The organism is Treponema sp. (genome assembly GCF_045657965.1).
GTDB lineage: Bacteria > Spirochaetota > Spirochaetia > Treponematales > Treponemataceae > Treponema_D.
Window position 1 is genome coordinate 1 of sequence record NZ_JAZOUG010000274.1, and the last position, 24,215, is coordinate 24,215.

The window sequence follows — 24,215 nt, forward strand, 5'->3', positions numbered from 1 at the left end:
AAAGAGTAGTGCAGGGTAGAACTAAAAAATCTAAGAAAATTCAGGATTCTTACTAACGCTCGTTATTGTTAATATTCGTTGAGAAATTGTTACTATACTGTATGAAAAATCATACGTTGAAAATTTGTTACCATTTTGAGATTTGCAATCAACTGCTATTCAAGGTAAAATATTTAGTGATAAGAGATACGGAGTGGCTGTATGACTTTACGGGATATTGAAATCGGGCAGAGTGTTTGTATTGAAAAACTTGGCGGTAATGGAGAACTTCGCCAGCATTTTCTGGATATGGGAATAATTCCAGGAGCAGAAATTACCCTTGTAAAATATGCTCCGCTCGGAGATCCAATGGAATTCCGTCTTCACGGCTATGAGCTTACGCTTCGGGTAGCAGATGCAGAGAAAATCGAAGTTACTGCAATTGAAAATGTTTCAGCTGTGGCAGATGAGTCTTCTGAGGAAGAGCAGAAAAAGAGCTCAGAATCTGACCATCCTGGATTAGGGGAAAGCGGAAAGTTTCACAGCAAAAAGGATGAAAATCCGCTTCCTGAAGGCACAGTTTTAAGATTTGCCCTTGTAGGAAATCAGAACTCAGGAAAAACAACTCTTTTTAATAAACTTACCGGCTCTAATCAGCATGTCGGAAATTTCCCTGGGGTTACAGTCGACAGAAAGTCCGGTGCTATTAAAAGGCACAGCAACACACAGATTACGGATTTACCCGGAATTTATTCAATGTCGCCTTATTCTGCAGAAGAGTTGATTTCGCGCGATTTTGTTTTGAACGAAAAGCCTCATGCAATTATTAATATTGTTGATGCTACAAATATTGAAAGAAATCTTTATTTGACCATGCAGCTTCTGGAACTTAATATTCCGCTCGTTGTTGCTCTTAATATGATGGATGAAGTTTCTTCAAACGGTGGTGCTGTTGATGTAAACAAAATGGAAAAAATTCTTGGTGTGCCGGTCGTTCCGGTTTCTGCTAAAAAGGGGCAGGGGATTGAAGAACTTGTTTCTCATGCACTTCATGTTGCCCGCTTTCAGGAACCTCCATTAAGGCAGGATTTTTGCGGCAAGGAAGAACATGGAGGAGCTGTTCACAGGGCACTTCACGGAACAATCCATTTAATAGAGGATCATGCAGAAAAGGCAGGAATACCTGTGCGCTTTGCAGCAACAAAACTGCTTGAAGATGATAAGCGGATTCTTCACAGGCTTGAACTGGATGTAAATGAAAAAGAAATGCTTGAGCATATTATTCTTCAGATGGAAAAAGAGCGTGCTCTGGACAGGAGTGCAGCAATTGCCGACATGCGTTTTTCTTTCATACATAAACTTTGTGATGCCTGTGTAAAAAAGCCGGAGGAAAGCAGGGAGCGGGTACGAAGCCAGAAAATTGACAGACTGCTTACAGGAAAGTTTACGGCTATTCCATGTTTTATTTTAATCATGGCATCTGTTTTTTATCTTACGTTTAATTTAATCGGTGCATTTTTTCAGGAAATTCTGGAAAACGGAATAGACAGTCTTACTGAATTTACAGATTCAGCTTTGAGTCAGGCTGGTGTGAATGAAGTACTTCACGGCTTAATTATTGACGGAATTTTTGCCGGTGTGGGAAGCGTTCTTTCATTTCTTCCTGTTATTGTGACGCTCTTTTTCTTTCTTTCTCTGCTCGAAGATTCAGGTTATATTGCGCGTGTTGCATTCTTTATGGATAAACTGTTACGAAAAATCGGGCTTTCAGGACGAAGTATTGTACCTCTTTTGATTGGTTTTGGATGTTCTGTTCCGGCTGTCATGGCAACAAGAACGCTTCCGAGTGAGCGTGACAGAAAAATGACAATTCTGCTTACTCCTTTTATGAGCTGTACCGCAAAATTACCGATTTATGCTTTTTTTGTGAGTGCTTTTTTTCCAAAGCATGGCGGCTTAATTATGACAGGTCTTTATCTGCTTGGAATTCTGACTGGAATCGGTGCGTCTTTTATTTATAAGGGTACACTTTTTAAAGGCGAGGCTGTGCCTTTTGTAATGGAACTTCCGAATTATCGTCTTCCAGGTGCAAGAAACACAGCTCAGCTTCTTTGGGAAAAAGCAAAGGACTTTTTACAGCGGGCTTTTACCGTGATTTTTGTGGCAACAATTATAATCTGGTTTTTGCAGAGTTTTAACTGGAAACTGCATTTCGTTGAAGATGCCGAACAGAGTATGCTTGCTGTTATAGCCCGTTTGATTTCTCCTGTTATGGAACCTGTTGGACTTGGCGACTGGCAGATTTCTGTGGCACTTGTAAGCGGCTTTATGGCAAAGGAAAGTGTTGTTTCTACTCTTGAAATTCTGTTTGCAAATGGCGTTGATACAATGATGACCAGCCTTACTGCAGTAAGTCTTTTAGTATTCAGTCTGATTTATACTCCATGTGTTGCGGCAATTGCTTCCATAAAGAGAGAACTTGGTTCAAAATGGGCTGTTGGTGTTGTTATCTGGCAGTGTGTTCTTGCATGGTTTTGTTCTTTGATTGTCAGGCTTTCAGGCCTTTGTCTGGGGGCTGTTTAATGGCTGCAAATATTATAACCGCCCTTATTGTTGCAGTTGCTTTTGTGGCAGCTCTTGTCCGTATTATTCTGAAGCATAAAAAAGGCGGGGGATGCTGTGGATGCAGCGGCGATTGCTGCGGATGTAAAAAAGATTAAAATCAGGTGGGATTTATGAGTTCTATACAGTCTCTTTTGACAGAACAGATTTCTAATCAGAACTGCGTTTTTGTTTTTCCGACTGACATTGCCTGTCAGAAATGGGCAGACTGGGTAATCAGAAATACTGAAGTTAAAGCCGTTGCAATGGAAAGATTTCTGGCGTGGGACAAATTTAAGGGTGAGTGCATCCGTAGTGAAATTACTGAACTTAAAACTGTTCCTTCAATCATGCGTAAAATTTTTGCGCACTGTCTTATTCAGAAAAATGCAGAAAATCCTTTTTTTAAAAGTCTGATTATAAAAGAATATGCTTCAGAAGCATCTTCCTTTGCCGACTGGATTTCTTCAATTCTTCCTTCACTTAAAATGTGGAAAAATATCCGTGAAAAGCAGGAAAAAATTCAGAAAATTTCTTTAAGTTCAGATGAAGATGACAGCCAGTTTGTGAAATTTTACGAAGAATACAAAAATAGCGGTTTTACTGACGACGAAGACGAAGATTTTGAAATTCTTTATTCTGAATACGAAAAATTTCTTGCAGAAAATAAACTTTTTGATCCGGCCTGGGTTGAACCGGATTTTTCCGGCGACGGACGTGAATATTTTTTAATTTATCCGGAGACCCTTGAAGACTGGGAGCAGTACCGCTTTAAGCTTTCTCAGGAAGAAAAAATTCATTTTGTTAGTGTTCCAGAAAATGAAGGCGAATATGTATCTTACTTTTTTGAAAATTCTTCACTGGAACTTAAAAATACAGCACTGGTTCTTCGAAGGTTTCATGACGAAGAAAAAATCGAATGGAGTGACATGGCGGTAAGTGTTCCAAATCTTGATAACTTTGGTTCTTACATTGACCGCGAATTTTCGCTTTTTGAAATTCCTCACACACTCCGGTACAGCCGGCCTCTTTCTTCTTATGGTGCTGCCTCTCTTTTTGCTCAAATTCAGGAATGTGTTGAAAGCCGTTTTTCTTACGAAAGCCTCAAAAATCTGCTTTTAAACGAGGATTTACCGTGGCTTAACAAAGCTGTAATTGAAAATCTTCTGCTTTTTGGAAGGATGAATAACTGTATCTGTACGGCCGGAGATCAGGAAAGTGAGCACGGAAAAATCGTAACTGTCTGGGATGAAGCTTTTAAAGAGCCAAAAGATGACCGGGGAAACGGAATAAATCAGGATGAACTGATTAAAAATCTTTACAAAAATCTTGTAAAATATCTAGTTCCGCTTGTAAATGCACAAACATTTGAAGAAGTCCGTAAAAAATATGAAGAATTCAGGGAAACATTTTTTGATATGGCGGAATTTCAGAAAATGGAACTTTCAAACAATGTTTTAAGCCGCTGTATTTCTTCGCTCAACGAAATTGTAGAACTTGAAAAAGCTTATCCTTCATATAAAGTTTCTTCTCCTTTTTCTTTTTTTGTAAATCATCTTTCGCGTGTTCAGTATCTTTCGCAGGGGGAGGTAAGGGCAGTGCAGGTTTATCCATACAGAACGGCCGCCGCAGCTCCTTACAAAGTTCAGATTGTGCTTGATTCAACACAGGATTCCCTTTCTGTGGCAGAATCTTTTAAAATGCTTGATTTTATGAACGAAAATAAACGCCGGCTTTTCATAAAAATCGGCGAAATTGATAAATCTTCAGGTTTTGCAGATACTGACCCGACTTTTGATTTTGTCAAAATGTATCAGCATTCTGCTGCAAAACATGCATATTTTTCTGCTTCAAGGCATGCCTACAACGGCGAATACGGTTTTGCTTATGGAAAAATGGAAAAAACAGTTCAGTTTGATTCAAAAATTGAGCTTCCCAAATTAAGGTTTAACCGTCAGGAAAAAGGCTTTACTCTCTGGAAATGCCGTCTTGAAAACGAAAAAGAAGATTCCGGTTTTTTTGAAAAATCAGAAGAATTTACTAAGATGATTCAAAACAGACTGCATCTTTTAAAAGAAAACCCGGAAGGTAAAATCAAAAAAAATCCGCTTCTTTTAAATAAAATCGAAATCAGTCAGACTGCCCTCAAAAATTATTTTCAGTGTCCGCGCCGCTGGCTTTTTAAAAATGTTTTTAAACTGGAAAGCCTGGATAATGAAGCACAGCTGATTGATGAATATATTTCCGGAACACTGAATCACAGGATTTTTGAACTTTTCTTTAAAACTTTGAGTGAAGAAAAAGAAATGCTTGCTCCGTCTGATACTGATTCAGAAAAACTCGGCGAAAAATTCAAAGAAATTCTGGTTAAGTCAATAAATACTGCTGTTTCGGACGAAAATCTGGAATCGGCTTTTAAAGAAGTGTACGGCGAAAATTTTTCAAAAAATAAAGCAAGCCGCACAACAGTCAGAGTAATTTCTTCTCAGTATAAAATTGATAAGAAAAATCCTGCAGAAACAAACCCGAATTTCCGGCTGCTTGAAAAAAGCCTTGCGCATCTGTGCGCACTTTTCAGGGGCTGTAAGGTGCATGCAGTAGAAAAAGAAGTTCAGGCACTGCCGGAAAATTCTGAAGAAGGCTATTATTTCAGCGGTACAGTTGACTGTATTCTTTCTCTTCCGAATGAAAGGGCATTTATCATAATTGATTTTAAAACAACTGCCGTTCCCACAAATATTTTTGTTAAAGAGGCGGAAGAAGGTAAGCCGAAAAAAATTATTGATTTTCAGCTTCCAATGTACATTTATCTTCTTGAAAATAACATCGAAGAAAAAGAACGGCTTAATGTCGAAACGGCTGCTTTTTATTCAATCAGGGAGTGCAAAGAAAGCTGTCTTCTGGGAAACGCACCGAATGCTTTAAAGCCGGATGAAAAAACGACCCGTGAAAATGCTGAGCTTGTTATTGAAGAATTCAAAAGCTATGCAAAGCGTTTTTATGAAGAAATAACGGACGAAAAATTTGCAGTTACCAGAGAAAATCAGGGCAGGGCAGTGTGCACGGCAAAAGGCGAGTATAACAACTGCATAGATTATCATGCACTTTGCAGAAGATATTTCACTGTAAGCGGGGAGAAAATAAAATGATTGAAAATAAATGCGCATCCTTTGAAATTGATGATAAAACTCTCGCCCTGCTTTCAAGCGGATTAAATGATGAGCAGTTAAAAGCCGTTAAAGAAACAAAAAATGTCGTAGTTTCGGCAGGAGCCGGAAGCGGAAAAACCACGGTTTTAGCCTCGCGCTATGCCTATCTTGTTGAAGCAAAAAATGTTCCGTGCGAAAAAATCCTGACCCTCACTTTTACTAAAAAAGCTGCCAATGAAATGAAGGAGCGTATTTTTAACGGACTGAAATTTCATCAGCAGGCCAAAGACATTAAGGGTAAAAAAGATCTCGGTGAAAATTTTTTAAATCTTGGAATAATCAAAGAACGGGCCAGAAAAGCAGTTGAAAATTTCGACAAAACCCACATTCAGACACTGGACAGCTATTTTTCAGAGATTGCAAAAAAAGGCGCTCATTTTTACGGAATCAACCCGAATTTTACTCTTGATGACGATAAAGTTAATTCGAAAATCCAGAGTGAAGCTATAAAATATGTGCTTGAAAATCTTGAGAAAGAAGAAATCAGGCAGACTGCGCAGATTTTTAAAATCCAGAATGTTGCAAAAGAACTTTTTGCGGCAGCAGTCCTTAAATATTCAACGGTTTTAACTCCAGTAGATTTTGCTTTTTCACTTGAAAAGCAGAAAAATGTCCTTCTAAAAGATTATGATATTATTGTGGAGCAGTTTTCAGGAGAACTTTCTTCTTTTATCGAAGAGTTTGCTTTTTCAAAAAGCAGCGGAAAAACCCGCGATAAAATGGACGAGTGCATTTCAGAAAACGGATGTCCTGAATTTCCGGCATTAACGGCAGAGATTATCGAAAACGGGGAGGCTTCTGTTCTTTTTAAAGGTCTTTCTGCTGCTTCACAGTATTTTGATTCGTATTTAACGCAGTATCTCCGGGATGACTGCTATAAAAAATTTAAAAATACTGCACTTCCTCTTCTTGAAAAGCTCTACCTTATCGCAAATTCTGTTTCAGGATTCCCGGTTCAGAAAAAAATATTTTTACATCTTGAAAAATTTCAGTCGGAAATAAACAGAATTAAGCGGGTTTCAGGGCTTTTAACCTTTGATGATGTAAGCCGTCTTGCCCTTGCCACTCTGACTGACCATGCAGAAATTCGTGCAATTGAAAAGCAGAAATTTGATTCAATCATGATTGACGAATTTCAGGACGATAACCAGCTTCAGTGTGATGTACTTTTGATTCTCTGTGACCAGAAAGAAAAAATTGATGGAAACGGAAAATATCAAATCCCAAAGCTTTCGGATATTGATTTAACAGAACGGCTTGATACACACAAACTTTTCTTTGTCGGTGATGATAAACAGAGCATTTACCGCTTCCGGAAGGCAGATGTTTCGGTTTTCAGAAATCTTTCTTCATCAATTAAAAATTCAATCGAACTCAAAACAAATTACCGCTCATCTGCACAGTTAATCCGCTCATTCAATACGATTTTCGGAGGCTATGATTATCCTGAAGGCAAAAAAGTAAATGAAAACCTTTCTGCACTTTTTATGACAAAAGAAAAATTTCCGCCAAAAACAGACGGTTCTGAGCGTATTCCGGATTTTGAAGCTGATTACAAAAGGGTAGAAGTGCCTGATTTCAGGCTTGAAGGCTGTGACTTTTCTAAAAAAGGCGTAACGGTAGCCCTTTATCCCAAAAAAGGAGAAACTGCTGCACAAGGAGAGCCTGCTGAAAGTGACGGAGAAAGTGAAGAAGACCGCAAAGAAGTTGAATGTGAAGCAAGTTTTGTGGCCCGCGAAATTAAACGGCTTATGGATGAAACCGATGAAAAAGGCTGTAAAAAATACCGTTACAGTGATTTTGCACTTCTTTTCCGTTCATCTACTCCGACTGCTGCTTACGAAAATATTCTTCTTGAAGCAGGAATTCCTTATTCAACTGAAGTTTACAAAGGCTTTTTTTCTGACGGGCCGGTTAACGACATTCTTTCGCTTTTAAAACTCTGTGTTTATCCTCAGGACAAAAATGCCTGGGCAAAACTTCTGCGCTCACCTTTCTGCGGCCTTACTTTTGCAGAACTGGAAAAAGTGCTTGTAAACACGGAAAATCCTTACAAAGCACCGTTTTCACCTGAAATGCTTGAAGCAGTTTCTTCTGATTCTGAATTGAGTGCAAAAATTCTTAATCTTAAAGAAATTTATGAAGACATAAGATTCCGTCTTTCCCGGGAAAAACTTACAAAAACGATTTCCTATATCTGGTATGAACTGGGCTACCGTTTTGAAACAAAATGGAATAAATCAGTCGAAATGTATTCTTCGCTTTATGACATTCTTTTTGAAATGGCACGACTTGCCGAAGGAAAGACACAGAGTCTTGCTTCGTTTATCGATATGGTAAAAACTTATGAAGACACAGACGGTAAACTTGACGGGCTTGATGTTGTGCTTGAAGGCGAAGATGCCGTTCAGATTCTTACGGTTCACAAAAGTAAAGGTCTTGAATTTAAAGTTGTTTTTGTCTGTGCTGCTTCTTCTCCTGCTAAAGGTCACAAAACTTCAACTGCTTTTTCAGAAGAATACGGATTTTTACTGAAAACTCCTTCCTGGCCCGATTATGAAAAAGCCTGTTCAAAAATGTCTGGCTCATCAGAAGTCTGTAAAAACGCAGAGAAAAATGCAGGCTATTTTTTCTCTGTCTGCGATGAACAGAACAAAACTGAAGAATGTGCTGAACTGCGCCGGCTTGCCTATGTTGCTTTTACCCGTGCCGAAGAAAAACTTTACATTGTCGGAACGGATAACGGCGAATTTACAGATGAAAAAGCGGCTTTTGATAAATGCCGGCAGTTTGACATTCACTCACCTGAAGAAAAATTTCTGGTTTATGAAAAAATTTCCGGAAAAAAGCAGGAACTGAAACAGTGTGAACTTGCTTACAAAGCTCCTTCTTCATTTTATCAGCTTATGCTTCCGCTGATTTTTGAAAGTGTCTGTGAAGAAGGGCTTAAAAATCCGGCAATAGAATTTGTAAACGACCTTGAATCTTTCAAAAATATTAAAATTGATGAAGAAGAGCTGGGAACAAAGGCAGATTATATTAAAGTTCATGATCAGATATCTCCTGTTATTGAAGAAAAACTTTCTCCAAAAGTATATGTTTCGCCTAGCCTTTTAAAATCAGAAGGGGGAATTCTTCCCCTCGCTTCAGATGATGCGCCGTCTTCCGCTACCCCCTCTGCGGGAGTAAGCGCAACGCCCCAGAATCCGGGCTATGAACTTATTAACAAAATTGTTGAAAGTTCGGTTCCGGGTTTAAAAATTCCTTCACTTTCAGATGACGGAGAATATTCTCTGGAAAGTGCAGATGAAAGTGAGGAAATGATTCCTGCCTTCAGCTTTACAGATTTTGGAACGGTTGCACATGCTTACATGGAAGCAAAAGTCCTTGAAAGAGATGTGCGTAATTTTACAAGTGAATTACTCGGCATAAACGAAAAATTTATTCCGGGCGTAAATATGGAAAAATGGTCAGGAGAAACTAACCGCGAAAAGAAAATCCTGAAAATCCGTGAGCTGTGTGAAGACATGGCAGTAAGGTTTGAAAAAACTTCGCTTTACAAAGAAGCTCTGGAATCAGAATGGAAAAAAACAGAGTATTCATTCAGACTGGCAGATTCTTCGCTTTCAAAAGTTTTAGCACAGGAAGGCACGGAATATGCAGAAGAACTTATTGTAAACGGTCAGATTGACCTTGTTTATAAAAATAAAGCAGGCTCTCCATATAAATACACAGTTGTGGATTATAAGACAAATCAGAAAATTGAACCGGAAATTTACCGTTCTCAGCTTGACTGTTACCGCCGGGCTGTAAGTGCAATGACCGGCTGCAAAGAAAGTGAAATCCGCTGTGTGCTTTATTATCTTCGGTTTGCAGAAGAAGTGGAAATTTCTTGCCGGTAAGCAACTTTTTTCATTATCTTTTGTTTATATCGATGTATGAAATTCACGGAGTCTATTTTGAATATTGAAGAACTTGCTGCTGAAAGTGTGAATGATGCTGAACTGCCAAAAGTAATTACAAATGAACTGATTGGAAATCCTGATAATTTTTATAAAATGGCGTTTGAATTCCAGCAGATTATGATGGTTTATGAAAGTGCTATTAAACAGATTGAAACAAAGCTGGATATTTTAAACAAAGAAAACAAAGTTTCAGGACGGAGAAATCCGATTGAAACAGTAAAATCGCGGGTAAAGTCTCCGCAGAGTATTGCAAGTAAACTTGAAAGCAAAAAATTACCGATAAATTTTGATTCAATGGTTGAAAATCTGCATGACATTGCAGGAGTTCGGGTAATATGCCCTTATATTTCTGATATTTATTCGGTAAGAGATATTCTTCTTAAACAGCCTGATATAACTCTTCTGGAAGAAAAAGATTATATAAAATCGCCTAAAGAATCCGGATACAGAAGTTTGCATTTAGTGATTGAAATACCGGTATATCTTTCTGAAAGCACTCATAATGTGAAGGTTGAAATACAGCTCCGCACAATTGCCATGGATTTCTGGGCAAGTCTTGAACATGAGCTGCGTTATAAAACAACTGCAAAAGTTCCTGAAAGCGTGAGGCGGGAACTATTCCGTGTTGCAGAAACAATTGCAATGACTGACCGCGAAATGGAAGAAATTGCACTCGAACTTCAGAATCTTGATTAAACCTGATTCTGGTTGAGTAAATCTTTGATAACTTCGCCTGCTATAATCAGACCGGCAACGGAGGGAACGAAAGAACAGCTGCCCGGAAAATCTTCTGCAGATTTAATTGGTTTTTCTTTTGAATAGACTACTTTCACCTTTTCTATTCCGCGTTTTTTACATTCCTGACGCATAATCCGTGCTAAAGGACAGACACTTGTCCGGCTTATATCAGAGACTTCAAACATGGTCGGATTGATTTTATTTCCTGCACCCATACAGGAAATTACAGGAACATTGTTTTCTTTGGCCTGAACGATAATCTGCAGTTTTGCCTTTACGGTGTCTACTGCATCAATGACATAATCATACTGTGAAAAATCAAACTGGTCTTTTGTTTCGGGTAAAAAAAAGCATTTTATAGCCCTGACAGAACAGTCGGGGTTAATGTCTAAAATACGCTCTTTCATGACATCAACTTTTGCCTGTCCGATTGTACTGTGCAGGGCGATAATCTGGCGGTTGATATTTGAAAGAGAAACTGTGTCACTGTCAATTAAATCGATGGCTCCGATTCCGATTCTTGCGAGTGCTTCTGCTGCAAAACCGCCGACACCACCGACACCAAAGAGAGCAATATGAAAATTTTTCAGGCGTTCTGTTGAATCCGGACCAAAAAGCAGCGCCGTGCGGGAAAACTGGGATTCCATTTTATATCTGAAAGTCGGCTTTCCAAAGGCTGTGCTTGTTGCAGTATTCGTAAGCTGCAAGTAATTTTTCATCCGTAAGGGTAAAAGCTGCTTCCGGATCCTGATGTGGTTTAAGGAATTTCTTCTGAACGCCTTTATCAGTTTCAATGGCAATCCATTGAATATAGTGATCATCTTCCATCGGGTGAACGGCAGAACCAACTTTAACTAAGATTTTATTGCCTTCAGATTCGATAACAGGAACATGTTTTTCTGAAGCACCGTCTGTTGTATTTGCTTTGAGTTCTGTCATTTCTTCACCGCAGCAGACAACGACAGGACAGCCTTTATTTACGACTTCAAGAATTTTAGAACATTTTTTGCATTTGAAAAATTGAATCATTAAGCACCTCTTGGATTAATTTTACTCCATAAATATAGAAAATAAAAGGAAATTTTAAAATAGCATTGATTTAAAACTTGAAAAATTGATATATATCAAAAATAATTGAAAATAATTGTTGACATATCATTGTTCTCGATTTAGGATTTTATTATACCGAAAATGTCGGTATGTATCAAAAAAAGTAGATATGTGGAATTTTCCGCATAGAAGGGGGCAGAATATGAAAAAGTTTAGTGCGGTTGTTACGACTGTATTTACCCTGGCTGTTTTTTCTTTTTTAAGTTGTGACCTGGCCGTTGATGATGAGGGAAATCGAAAAGCGTATGTGGAGCAGACTCAGGAAAATAATACTTTTATCGATGCTATAACGCCTGCTGCATGGAGCGACACTGAAGCTGTTAGTTTGACCAGCACTGCCTGGTGGAGTGGAACAGGTGATTCTGGACTTACAGAGCTTATAGCCGGAGAATATGTAACTTATACCTTTAAGGTATCAGCAGACGGGGAAGACTGTATGGTTGAAGCTTATGATTCAGCATCTACCGTATATTACCTTTCTACAACATCTCAGAAAACTGCATGGACAACAGGACAGACTGATGCACTTACAAATATAGGAGCACAGGAAACTGGTGTGCTTAAAGCCGGGAATATTTATACGGCTACAGTTTATTATGACGGCTCAAAAGTAACGGTTATATATCTGGACTGGGGAGAAGATTCATCTTCTTCAACTCAGTTGTTTACTACTGCCACTACTGGAACTGTTACTGCTCCTGTAGAAGCACATATTGTGGCTCAATACGGCACATTCTATGTAATCACTGAAAAAGGCAGTATAAATAAAACACTCTCTTCTATATCAGTAAATTCAGATTCTGCTCAAACGACTTACACTACAAACGCAGCTTTCTCAGCAGACAATCTTGTTGTAACTGCAACCTATGATTCGGGTGCAACAGCCTCTGTTACAGAAAATCTCAGCTATTCTTATGTTCTTAACGGAGAAACAGTTTCTTTAACAAGCGGTGAAACGACTCTTTCTACAACTGGCAATTACACCGTAACTGTAACTTACACAGAAGGCGGTGTGACAAAAACTGCAACGTATGAAATTTCAGTAAGTGATGCCGTAGTTCTTAATTCGATTAGTGTAGATGTTTCAAATGCTGCTACAGTTTATGTAAAGGGTGCATCCTTCAGTTCTGAAAATGTGGCTGTTACGGCAAGTTACAGTGACGGCAATTCTAAAACTGTTACAGGAACATTCTCCGGCTATGATATGTCAGCTGCCGGAAGCCAGACGGTAACCGTAAGCTATACGGAAGATGGGGTTACAAAGACAGCTGAATACACAATTGTAGTACATGACTGCTCTGTTACTGACAACACAGTCACTTATAATGATGGTGCAACGCTTACAAATATTACGCTTTATCCGTTTGATGTAAGTTCTTCTGATATTTTCACGGTTTCTTTCAATGCAACTTTTGCGAGTGCAGATGCTTTGCCTGACCTTTATGATTGGTCTACACAAGTTGTCAAAACTGGTGACAACTACATTCTTACTGTACCGAATCTTGACCCGTGGAACAACACTGCAAGCGCAAGTGCAATTTCTGGTAAAAACGGCTATCCGACAATGAGCGGAGCCTATCTTGCAAATGCCCTTGCATATAACAGCGCATTTACCGGTGAAAAAGTTGCCGTCACAATTTCTTTCAACAAGACAGACAAATCAATCGTATATACACTTGGTGGTAAGGCTTGGGTAGTTTACACGGCAAGTGTTTGGGACGGCGGAATCGAGGAGTTTATCAATGCGTTTGCAGATGCACTTACAGCAGGTACGCTTACATTTAATGCAAACTCGCTGGCATATTCTGATCTTGTAATTACAAAAGGCAGGGCTTCAGGGGGTTCTGCAAGTGAAATAGTACTTTCTTCTTCAAGTGTATCTGATACACTTGATAACTGGGCAGCTGCACTCAAGTCAGTGAGCGGCTGTGTTGTTTATTCAGACGGAAGTGCAGATGCAGTAACCCTTTCAAGTGATGGAATTTCTCTTGCATATAAAAATGGAGACGATAATGTTGAAGAAAGTGCAGTTTCTGTCGGAACATATACAGTTACAGCTGCTTACGGAACTGTGAGCACAGAAATTGCTCTTACTGTTACATCAAATTATGAGAATACCGTTACCGGAAGCGGAACGGTGGAAAGCCCGTATGTGCTTGCCTCGACACTGACAACGACAGTTTCAGAAAAAGCTGCACTTGATTGTGCCACTTATCAGTCAACGACGACATGGGATTCAACTGCGACCTATTGCTGGGATAATCCGTTGTATGGACTTGAAAATGTAGAGGGAGTTACAATTTCGTTCCTTTTGAACAATGCGACCGGAGCAAGCTATGATTCAATCCTGACATTCTTCCCGAACGGCGGAACAGGCTGGGGTGGAGTTGCGTTTACTGAAAATGGCACCGCACATGCCCAGGGACACGGCTACTGGGATGTGTACCTGACAGATAATGATTCAAATATCGTTTCTGCTTCAACATGGACACGCGTAACCTATGTTATTGGAGCTGCCGGGGGAACAGTAACTGCGTATGTTGACGGCGTTTCAAAAGGCACTGCTACATTGGCAAATACTGTTGATGACACGACAACGAATGTTGATACAATTGCATACCTTACCGGCACTTGCGATAAAGTTGCAATCGGCGTAGGTTTCTGTCCGTCATGGTGGCTTGCAGGCTATGTTGATGCTGATACATATTTGTCTGATATTAAAGTATATAGCACAGCCCTTACTGCTGAACAGGTAGCGGCAATCGAATAAAATTCTTACTCAGGCAATTTCTAATCCCCTGTGCCCTGCTTCCGACCTCAAAGCAGATGGTGCAGGGGATTTTTTTCAGACTGTTTTAATTATCTATCCATAAAATTTGATATATATCAGAAAAAGTTGAAAAAATAAGTTGACATATCAGTATTCTGGATTTACGATTTAATTATACCAATAAAAGTCGGTATATATCAAAAAATGTAGATATTATAAAAATTACTGCATTAAAAAAAGGGGGATTTATATGGCAAAAATGAACAGGTTTGTTTTTGGCATGGCATTTTTTGCTTTGAGCGGTTTTGCATTTGCTCAGAGTGTGACTTTTCATGCTGGAATCGATTATACGGCATGGGGTGTTTCTCAGGCGATGTATAATGATGACGGAAAATCTGTTAAAACAGATCCTTCTGCCGGATACGATCCTGACGGCAACATGACAATCGATGTATCCGTAAAGGCTGCAAGTTTTGAATTTAATCTTGGCCTTTATTTTAATGCTGACGGCGGAGACGAAGAATATATTGATTTTTCTGACGGTGGAAAAGGAACTCCGTTTTATCAGGGAAACATGAAAGTCGGTCTTTTTAATGACCAGCTGAGTCTTTATACCGGAAAATTTGAAGATTTTAACGGCGGATACATTGCAGAAGGAGCTGTCTTAGGCGAACAGTATATTACAAATCTTGCTGATTCTGATTATGGTCCTTATCTTACAGGACTGGAAATTTCTCCGGTTTATGTCAGTGGGTTAAAATTCTTTGCCGGTTTTCCGATTCTTCCAATCCGCGGAAATGGAATTCAGGCAAATGAAGAATACAATCAGTGGAAATATCTTGGTAAAAAGGTAAAACTTGCTGCTCAGTATGTTCTTCCTTTTTCAGGTTTTGACTGTACATTAAATGCAGGATGGCGTCCTGGAACTTATTACGATGGTGTTGACAACGGCGGTACAATGTCAACCTTTACAGAAACTTTTACAAAGAGCGCTTTTGGTGAAGCTTACATTCAGGCCTGTATGCCGAATCTTGCTGATTTGTTTAACGTTACATTCAGTTACGATTTGCGATACCGTGATGATGCATCATATACAAATATCAGCGGAGAGACAGTTGAACATACAGCTCTTGCCCACATGATTGCCCTTTCTGGTTCAGTTCCGCTTTCTGACCAGTTTACGCTTGCTGTTGAAGACAGATTTTTCTATGCAGATGATGATTTTATCGAGACAGACGAAAAGCTTTTGTACAATATTTTTGCTGTAAACGGTGATTATGCTCTTTCAGGAACTCAGTTCAATATCGGTCTTGAACTTGCCCAGATTTTTGCGGCAGATGCAAACGGTAAGAGTTTTGCAGTTTATGATGATACAGCAAAAGTCAATAATCAGTACTACAGTTCATATGATGATATTGCACTTATGCTGAATGATATGGCAACAGCAAATTTAATTTCAGGCACAGGTTCTACAAATTATCTTGGAACTTATGCAAAGCCTTACTTTAAATACAATTTTTCGAACGGCTATCTTATGATTGCCTGTGAACTTGCTTATACAAAAATATTTACAGATGATGTTTCAAACTCTTGTCTTTGCTACAGAGTTCCAGTCGGAATTAAGTTTGAGTTCTAAGAGCACAGGAGGCATGAGTAATGAAAAAATTTAAACTTATTTGCTCTGCCATTGCAGCCTTTACCTTGCTTGCTCTGGCAGGCTGTGACTTAGAGATTCCGGAAAAATCAAAAGTATACTATGGCAAAAGTGTCAGTGTTATGAGTGGAACTGCTTCAGGAGATTTTTCAGATTCAATGACAGGTTATGGCTGTGCAATGATTGGAACATGGAATATTTCTTCGTATGTTGATGACGTTCAGAAAGAAAGCGATGCCCTTCGTACTGGCACAACCTGGTGGTCAGCTTCCTGGACAGATGGAAAGAATACAGAGCAGAGTATCTCAGACGGTCAGACATTAAAAATTGTTGCTTCTGCACAGGATGACGGGGCTCAGATTTTCTTTGAAGTCTATGGAAACGGCTGTTATGTTTCCTTGAATCCGAGTGACGGTAATACATGGGGAACTGGAACAACATATTCAAACAAGAACTACAGTGCCTGTACATTTTATGTGGGAACAGTTGTAACTTTTACTGCAACTAAAAGCGGAAATGCAATTACTTACGAAATTATTGCAGATAATTCTGATGTTGAGGAGGACGACTAATGAAATTACGAAATATTTTAATTGGTGCGGCCGTTCTCGCTTCAAGTACGGCTTTATTTGCCCAGCAGATTCATATCGGTGGTTATGTTGATTATACCAGTACCCTTGCAGTACAGGGAATTTACAGCAATCCTGATGAAGACTGGGAAAAGACAGAGGTTGCAGCTGAATTTGGACCTGTTCAGAATGGTATTCATTTTATCAATCTGGATGCAACTGCGGCAAATATTGAATTTCATACCGGTACCTGGCTTGGTTCAGGTTTAGGCCCATGGTATGCGGATGTTCCTGAATATGTAGACCGTACAAAATATTCAGGCGGCGATTATTACAGCACGACAGATGATGATGTTTCTTCGCCTGTTATGCAGATGTGGGCCTGCACTCATTTCTTCGATGACCAGCTTCGCTTTTATACAGGTAACTTTGCAGGTAACGGCTGGAATGCAGGTTATATTTATTCCGGATTTGTTCTTGGCGGTCAGAAAATCGAAAATCTTGCAATGCGTGGTACTGCTTCTGATTCTGCATTCAGCGGAATTGAAGTTCTTCCTTCAGCATTTACAGGATTTAAATTTATTGCAGGTCTTCCGATTGCACCTTTTACAGACAGTTATTCAAAATTCAACAATTGGAATCATCTTGCTAAGAGCATAAAACTTATGGCTCAGTACAAATGGCTTTTGTATAACGTAACATTTAACGGGGGATTCAGACCAAATACTTACTACACAAACGGTGCAGGCCTTGATGACAATTATACAAAAAGTTATTTCAGTGAGGCCTTTATTCAGGTTGATATGCCGAGCCTGTTCTATGGAATCCTTATTAATGCAAGTTATGACTTAAGATGGCGCAAAGCTGAAGAGAGGGGCGTTAACCTTGTAAGCGGTGAGGACTGGTCTGCAACCGTGTTTGCTCACATAATTCAGGCATCTGCAAAATTTACAAGTCTTGTTGAAGGCTGGGAGTTTGGAGTTGAAGACAGATTCGGGTACTACACACCGCATTACATTTCCATTAACGAAACTGCAGTTTACAATGTGCTTGCAGTAAACGGAAGTCATAAAATTCCAGGAACTCAGTATCAGATTGGTTTTGAAGCGCAGTTTATGTATGGTCAGGATGCAAATGGAAGTGCCAACGGTTACGATAAGCCTGATAACTTCGATGCATACTGTTCAGACTTAATAAGCTATGACGCAAACTTTATGGGAATTGACGGAGAAACAGCTCCTGCAACAGGAACACCTGGACGTTATTACTCTGTCTACGGTTATCCGTATTTCCAGAAAAATTTTGCAAACGGAAATGTCAGAATCGGTCTTGAGCTTCAGTACAAACACTTAAAAACAAGCAATGTCCTCGAAGCTTTCGCATGGCGTGTTCCTATGGGTGTTACTTTTTGGTGGTAGCGAGCGGCGGTGAAGCCGCAAAAACGCTTGAGAAGCGTTTTTAGCGAGTCTCGGTTTGAGCTGTGCTCAAACCGCGGAAGCGAGCGGCGGAAGTGAGCTGTGCATCGAGCGCGGATTGGAGCGGCGAGTATAGGAGAATTTACAATGAAAAAGGTATTATTTAGTTCAATTATTGGAGCGGCTTTTCTTGCTTTTATCGGCTGTGGTTCGACTTCAAATGTTGCATCGGCTGACGGAAAATTTGTTATTACTGAAGGCTGCGGAGTTGTCGGATATTACACTTTCGAAGAAGAAATTACAGAAAGTATGGAAGTTTTAGACCATTCAGGAAATGACATTTCAGTATTTACTGCGGCTCTTGATGGTTCAGAAATGGATGAAGGTCATGAAGGCGACGGACTGTATTTTAACGGTAACGATGAATACATAACACTGGATCCTTCGGTTCTCGACGGAGACGGATTTACTTTCTGTGCGTGGCTTAATCCTCAGTCATGGAAAGTATGGGCGCGGGTTCTGGATATAGGAAATCAAAAAGAAGATTTGTGGATTGGAATGGACTGGAGCACAAAAATGCTTAGAATGGACGTTCTGGGGGCAGCAGGAAGTGTTTCGGTTTTAGCACCGCTTCCTCCTGTTGATGAATGGACTCATCTTTCTGCAACGATTGACGGCGGGGTGGCAAAGCTTTACATCAACGGAAAACTTACTCAGCGCATTCCATGCCGGGTAAAGCCTTCAAATATTGCTGCAAATGTTCAGGGAATCTACGTCGGAGCTTCAAACTGGCCGGATCCTCTTTTCAACGGCGTTATGGACAATATTCTTGTTGCAAACCGGGCCTTGAGCGGTTCTGAAATTGCTGCCGTTTACCGGGGCGTTGTTCCGTTTGATGAAGCAGAGTAGCCTATGAATATTACAGATATTACTGAAGAAGATGAAAAAACACCTTTGATTAATCAGCGGGCAGATCCCTTTGTTTATCTTCATACAGACGGATATTACTATTTTACGGCAAGTACACCTGAGTATGACAGAATTGAACTCAGGCGTGCGTGGAGCGTAAAAGGTTTAAGAGAGGCTGCGCCATTCGTCATCTGGCGGAAACATTCGTCAGGGCCGATGAGCTGGCACATCTGGGCACCGGAGATACATTTTATAAACGGCAAATGGTACATCTATTTTGCTGCGGGGAGGGCAGAAGATCCATGGTGGATCCGCACCTGGGTCCTGGAAAACTCAAGTCCTGACCCCTTTTCAGGAACTTGGGAAGAAAAGGGAATGCTGGAAGCAGAGTGGGACAGTTTTATGCTTGACTGCACGGTCTTTGAAAATAAAGGACAGTGGTATGCAGTCTGGGCGCAGAAAAGAAAGGAGAAGGAAGAAAATTCAGCTCTCTTTATTGCGAAAATGGAAAGTCCCACAAAGCTTTCGCTTCCACAGACTCTGCTTACAATCCCGGAATATGACTGGGAATGTAAAGGTTTTCGTGTTAATGAGGGACCGGCTGTTTTGCAGCGTAACGGAAAAATTTTCCTGACTTACAGTGCGAGTGCTACTGATTCAACTTACTGCATGGGGCTTTTAACGGCAGAAGACGGTGCAGATTTGCTGAAGTCTGAAAGCTGGAAAAAGAACGAAAAACCGGTTCTAGTAACTGACGATAAAAAAGGAATCTTTGGACCCGGGCACAACAGTTTTACAACCAGCCGCGACGGTAAAGAAGATTATCTTGTTTATCATGCAAGGCCTTATTCTGAAGTAGACCTTGCTTTTGCGTTGTATGACCCGAACCGTCATACATGGGTAAAGAGAATCCGTTACGATAAAGATGGAAATCCTCTCTTTATGTAAAAAATACAGGAGTGTTTATGAATAAAATTAAAAAAAATATGCTGAAAGGTTCCGCTTTTTTTGCTCTGCTTGCACTTTTTGTATCCTGTACACCTGAAGGAAGCGGTACTGCGCAGACCAGTGAATATGGTGCAAATGGTATTTTAAAATATGTAAATCAAAAATATGCAAAAGGAACTACACATTCTACAAAGGCAGACCAGACAAAATGGAAAATGACTAACTGCCATGATCCGAAGCTTTTTCAGGACGATGACGGCACTTACTATGTCTACGCGACAGACGCAAGCTGCGGGAATATCGGAAAAGTCGGAATACATATCCGCTACTCTAAAGATCTGGTGAACTGGACGGGGGTTGAAACTTCTGCGCTGGCCGGAAACTGGGATGAAGATTTTCTTGCCTGGGAAGGTTTTAAGGCCTCTTCAAGTGAAACTTTGCAGAGTGATTCTTCAAACACTGCCTATACATGGGCTCCGACTGTCATGAAACAGAATGGTCTCTACTATATGTACCATGGTGTGAATGCAGATGTTGCTGTTTCCAGCGGAACAAAATGGGCTTCTTCAATTGTTCTTGCAATTGCTTCAAATGCAAAAGGGCCTTTTTATCCGGCAAGTTATATTTCAGGTTATGCAGGAAACAATTCTGATGTAAAAAAGATAAAATCAAAACTTGAAGAGCTTGGCGTAACTTACAGCCAGAATTTCCTTGTCCGGTACAGTGCTGTGGGTTCTAATGAACGCACTTCAAAATCTTCTCTTGACGGAAATGAAATCGATAATCCTGATTACACTGATTCCAATAATGCTCGTTTTGGCTGTATTGACCCGGAATTTGTTTATGACGTGGTTACTGGCGATATCAAGACGTACACAATCGGCACTAATGAATGTTATGCGCTTATTTACGGTTCATGGCTTTATGGAATTGGACTTTGTTATGTCGACTCTGTTTCGCTCAAGCCAGTCGCAGCTTCTTCTTTTACCTTGAATGCGGTTTCTTATGCAGCTGGCGATGAACTTGATATGAGCCTTGATCAGGCAAATGTTTCGCAGAGTTCAGGCAGCTATGGCCTGCTCGGTACCCGCATTGCAGGCGGTTATGGCGCAGGTTATGAAGGTGCGCAGCTTTTTTATAACAGCAGCACGAACTACTACTATCTGATTGCTTCATGCGGCGGCCTTGATTATGAATACCGCTGCACGCTTGGAAGAAGCAGTTCAATCGAAGGCCCTTATCTTGATGCAGGCGGACAGAACATGGTTCTGACAAATACAGAAGCAGATACAAACTATTCAGCTAATTACCACGCAATCGGAAGCAAAATCATCGGAAGCCATGTTTTGGACGGCGAGTACAGCTTTAGATGTCAGGGCGGTCTTTCAATCTGGCGGAATAAAGACGGCCAGATTCTTTTTGCAAACCATACGCGAACTAATTTTCAGGCTGGATATTATTTCTACCTGCAGATTCATCAGATGTTCTTCAACGAGGACGGCTGGCCTGTTTTGAATCAGAACGAGTTCTATCCTGATTATGAGGGACTTACTTCCGACGGAAAGGAAAGTCTTTCTGCACTTACGCTTGCAGATATTGCAGGTGAATATAAAACAATTCTTACTGTGCGAGGAACAGAAACAGATTCTGTAAGCAATCTTGGTATTTATGGAGCTGAATCTGTAACAAGTACTGTAAACAAAGCTGATGCTGTTCCAACAGAAAGCAAAACAATGGCGATTGATTCCAGCGGCAATATAACCGGAAGCAATTACACTGGAACTGTCGCACTTGCATCCGACGGCTACAGTGCCACAATCGAACTGAAAGATGAAACTGGAAGTTCTCTCGGAACATTCAAAGGAATCTTTATGCATGCAGTTGACTGGGCTAAAAAAGGCGGTTCATCTGTTTCACGCCGTACAATTACATTCAGTACAATCTGCAGTAATACAGGTGATTCACAGGCCGGAGAATACTTCTGGGGAAATAAAAATTAGTTAAAATAGAACTTGTCAAAAAAACTGCCCGCTTGAAATTCCTCCTTATCAAGCGGGCTTCTTTGTTTTTACTTACTTTTTCTGACCGTAATATGCGTTCGGTCCGTGCTTCCTCTGATAGTGCTTGTCGATTATGTATGACGGAAGCTGGGTTGCATCAGGATTTACCTGAAGGGTAATCGCTGCCATTTTTGAAACTTCTTCAAGAACTGCCGCATTGTATACGGCTTTGTCTGGAGTTGCTCCCCAGGTAAAGGGGCCGTGACCTGCGACCAAAACCATCGTTGTTTCTGCAGGATTAAGTTTTTCATCTGCAAAATGCTTTACGATTAAGTTTCCGGTTTCAAGCTCGTAGTTTCTTGTAAGGGCGTCCTTTGTAATGTAAGGCGTACAGGGAACTGCGGTCTGAATATGGTCTGCGTGCGTTGTTCCAAAAAGTGGAATCGGACGCTGAGCCTGAGCCCAGCCGACTGCATAGGTCGAGTGGGTGTGTACGATTCCGCCGATTTTTGCCCCGAGTTTTACAGCCCATTCTTTGTAAAGAACAAGGTGCGTGTTCGTGTCGCTTGAAGGATTTAAATCTCCCTCAACGACTTTTCCGTCCAGATCAACTACAACCATGCTGTCTGCTGTAAGTTCCGGATAAGCAACTCCTGAAGGCTTTATTGCAAACACGCCTGCCGCCGGATCAAAGGCTGAAACATTTCCCCAGGTGTAAATTGCAAGGTGCTGGGCAGGAATCTGCATGTTTGCCTCGTAAGCCTGTTCTTTTATCGTCTGATAGATGCTCATTTGTCTTCTCCGTGACTAACGTTTTGAGTTCCAGTAAGCTGCGTTCCATCTGAGTTCGTTTCGAATCTGAGCAATTGTGGTTTCTTTTCCGATTGCAACACATTCGATTCCGACCATTTCAGCCCAGTCCTGAAGCATTTCTCGTGTAACGATGTTGCTGAATGCAGTGTGGTGTCCGCCGCCTGCCAAAATCCAGCTTTCAGCCGATGTTGAAAGGCTTGGATACGGCTTCCAGAGCATTCGTGCTACAGGAAGTTTTGGAAGAGGTGCTTCAGGTGGAATAACGTTGATCTCGTTTACTACGCAGCGGAAACGATTTCCCATGTCAACGACCGCTGCAACAAGGCCTTCTCCTTCGAGCGTGTTGAATACCATTCGTGCAGGCGGCTCTTTGTCACCGATTCCAAGGTGATGAACTTCGATTTTTGGTTTTGAAACTGCAATTTCAGGGTCTACTTCGAGCATGTGGCTTCCCATGTTGGCTTCTTTTCCGGAAACCAGATTGTAGGTGTAGTCTTCCATAAAGGCATTTCCTTTTTTTCCTTCAACAACAAGCCCTGCAGTCATTGCTTTAAATGTGCGTACAAGGGCGCTCGTTTTCCAGTCACCTTCTGCACCAAATCCGTAGCCGTCAGCAAGTAATCGCTGAACTGCAAGTCCCGGAAGCTGCTTCATTCCGTGCAAATCCTGGAAGTTTGTACAAAGTGCCTTTCCGTTATTGTCCTTGAGGAAGCGTCTGAGCGCGATTTCAATTTTTGCCTGTTCTTTAATCTGGGCGACGATGAAATCTTTGTCGAATCCGTTTCCTGTGTTGAAGTTGATTTCGTATTTCTGGTTATATTCGTCGTAAAGAGAATCGATGTCTCCCTTGCTTACTTCGTTCATGTAGGCAACGAGGTCGCCGATTCCGTAATATGGAACACTCCAGCCGAATTTTATCATTGCCTCAACTTTGTCGCCGTCAGTTACAGCAACTTCCCGCATGTTGTCTCCAAAGCGGATTACGCGCAGAGTTTTTCCGTCGGCAACGGCTCTTGCAACTCTCATCCAGTCAGCAATGCGCTTCTGAATTGTTTCGTTCTGCCAGTGTCCGCAGATTACTTTACGCGGTAAGTCAAGGCGAGCCGTAATAAAACCGAATTCCCGGTCTCCGTGTGCGCTCTGGTTCAGGTTCATAAAATCCATGTCCATTGTGGCGTACGGAATTTCTACATTGAACTGAGTGTTGAGCTGTAAAAGAGGTTTTTTGTATGCGTTTAAGCCTCGGATCCACATTTTTGCAGGGCTGAATGTGTGGCACCATACGATAACGCCCGCACATTTATCGCAGGCATTTGCTTCTTCAAGAGTTTTGTGAATTGCTTCCGGCGTTAAAAGTGTTTCTTTCCAGACAAGCGGGCAGGGAAATCCTGCCTTTGCGTTAAGTTCATCAACAATTTTTTTTGAATTAACGGCAACTTGCTTTAAGGTTTCCTTGCCGTACAAATCCTGACTTCCTGTCAGAAACCAGAATTCAAATTCGTCCAATCCTGTCATTTTTTCTCCTCCAGACTGTT

The 24,215-nt window shown here is 40.7% G+C and carries 16 protein-coding genes; 12 read left to right on the forward strand and 4 right to left on the reverse strand.

From position 1 onward, the window contains the following. Positions 1-201: 201 nt before the first annotated feature. The 5 genes from feoB to ACKI5B_RS10375 are packed head-to-tail and all read left to right on the forward strand — an operon-like array spanning position 202 to position 10,450. Positions 202-2,562 (forward strand): ferrous iron transport protein B, encoded by a 2,361-nt coding sequence (gene feoB / locus ACKI5B_RS10355; RefSeq protein ID WP_407428452.1) that lies wholly within the window; start codon positions 202-204, stop codon positions 2,560-2,562. Continuing rightward, entirely contained in the window at positions 2,562-2,699 is a 138-nt protein-coding gene (locus ACKI5B_RS10360) for a FeoB-associated Cys-rich membrane protein (protein ID WP_407428454.1), read from the forward strand. The genes feoB and ACKI5B_RS10360 overlap by 1 nt, the downstream gene beginning before the upstream one ends. A gap of 15 nt (positions 2,700-2,714) precedes the next feature. After that, the gene (locus ACKI5B_RS10365; protein ID WP_407428456.1) at positions 2,715-5,729 is read left to right on the forward strand and encodes a PD-(D/E)XK nuclease family protein; all 3,015 of its coding nucleotides are present in this window, start codon (positions 2,715-2,717) and stop codon (positions 5,727-5,729) included. Continuing rightward, positions 5,726-9,691 carry a UvrD-helicase domain-containing protein gene (locus ACKI5B_RS10370; protein ID WP_407428458.1) on the forward strand — a complete coding sequence of 1,322 codons (3,966 nt, stop codon included), beginning with the start codon at positions 5,726-5,728 and terminating at the stop codon, positions 9,689-9,691. Before ACKI5B_RS10365 ends, ACKI5B_RS10370 begins: the two co-directional genes overlap by 4 nt. 57 nt (positions 9,692-9,748) lie before the next feature. Further along, on the forward strand, positions 9,749-10,450 hold the full coding sequence (locus tag ACKI5B_RS10375) for a GTP pyrophosphokinase (protein WP_407428460.1): 702 nt from the start codon (positions 9,749-9,751) through the stop codon (positions 10,448-10,450). Here ACKI5B_RS10375 and ACKI5B_RS10380 read toward each other — a convergent pair. After that, the gene (locus ACKI5B_RS10380) at positions 10,447-11,211 is read right to left on the reverse strand and encodes a tRNA threonylcarbamoyladenosine dehydratase (protein ID WP_486401675.1); all 765 of its coding nucleotides are present in this window, start codon (positions 11,209-11,211) and stop codon (positions 10,447-10,449) included. The two genes, ACKI5B_RS10375 and ACKI5B_RS10380, sit on opposite strands and share 4 nt — an antisense overlap. Further along, the gene (locus tag ACKI5B_RS10385) at positions 11,141-11,521 is read right to left on the reverse strand and encodes a desulfoferrodoxin (RefSeq protein WP_407428462.1); all 381 of its coding nucleotides are present in this window, start codon (positions 11,519-11,521) and stop codon (positions 11,141-11,143) included. Before ACKI5B_RS10385 ends, ACKI5B_RS10380 begins: the two co-directional genes overlap by 71 nt. 223 nt (positions 11,522-11,744) lie before the next feature. Between ACKI5B_RS10385 and ACKI5B_RS10390 the strand changes: the two genes are divergently transcribed. The 7 genes from ACKI5B_RS10390 to ACKI5B_RS10420 all read left to right on the forward strand — a co-directional run bounded on the left by ACKI5B_RS10390 (position 11,745) and on the right by ACKI5B_RS10420 (position 21,867). Further along, positions 11,745-14,372: a bacterial Ig-like domain-containing protein gene (locus tag ACKI5B_RS10390; RefSeq protein ID WP_407428464.1), complete on the forward strand. Its 2,628-nt coding sequence runs from the start codon at positions 11,745-11,747 to the stop codon at positions 14,370-14,372. 250 nt (positions 14,373-14,622) lie between these two features. Further along, the gene (locus ACKI5B_RS10395; protein WP_407428466.1) at positions 14,623-16,008 is read left to right on the forward strand and encodes a hypothetical protein; all 1,386 of its coding nucleotides are present in this window, start codon (positions 14,623-14,625) and stop codon (positions 16,006-16,008) included. 20 nt (positions 16,009-16,028) lie between these two features. After that, positions 16,029-16,598: a hypothetical protein gene (locus ACKI5B_RS10400; RefSeq protein ID WP_407428468.1), complete on the forward strand. Its 570-nt coding sequence runs from the start codon at positions 16,029-16,031 to the stop codon at positions 16,596-16,598. Then, positions 16,598-18,013, forward strand: a complete 1,416-nt coding sequence (locus tag ACKI5B_RS10405) for a hypothetical protein (protein WP_407428470.1) — start codon at positions 16,598-16,600, stop codon at positions 18,011-18,013. Before ACKI5B_RS10400 ends, ACKI5B_RS10405 begins: the two co-directional genes overlap by 1 nt. Before the next feature lie 144 nt (positions 18,014-18,157). Then, entirely contained in the window at positions 18,158-18,919 is a 762-nt protein-coding gene (locus ACKI5B_RS10410; protein WP_407428472.1) for a LamG domain-containing protein, read from the forward strand. 3 nt (positions 18,920-18,922) lie between these two features. Beyond that, positions 18,923-19,867, forward strand: coding sequence for a glycoside hydrolase family 43 protein (locus tag ACKI5B_RS10415; RefSeq protein WP_407428474.1), 945 nt, complete (start codon positions 18,923-18,925; stop codon positions 19,865-19,867). A gap of 17 nt (positions 19,868-19,884) precedes the next feature. Then, a complete protein-coding gene (locus ACKI5B_RS10420) occupies positions 19,885-21,867 on the forward strand; it encodes a family 43 glycosylhydrolase (protein ID WP_407428476.1) in 1,983 nt (660 codons plus the stop codon). Between the two features lie 72 nt (positions 21,868-21,939). Here the strand turns inward: ACKI5B_RS10420 and araD are convergent, their stop codons facing one another. Beyond that, positions 21,940-22,659 carry an L-ribulose-5-phosphate 4-epimerase AraD gene (araD, locus tag ACKI5B_RS10425; protein ID WP_407428478.1) on the reverse strand — a complete coding sequence of 240 codons (720 nt, stop codon included), beginning with the start codon at positions 22,657-22,659 and terminating at the stop codon, positions 21,940-21,942. A 15-nt stretch (positions 22,660-22,674) separates the two neighbouring features. Next, positions 22,675-24,195 carry an L-arabinose isomerase gene (gene araA / locus ACKI5B_RS10430; protein ID WP_407428480.1) on the reverse strand — a complete coding sequence of 507 codons (1,521 nt, stop codon included), beginning with the start codon at positions 24,193-24,195 and terminating at the stop codon, positions 22,675-22,677. Positions 24,196-24,215: the final 20 nt, after the last annotated feature.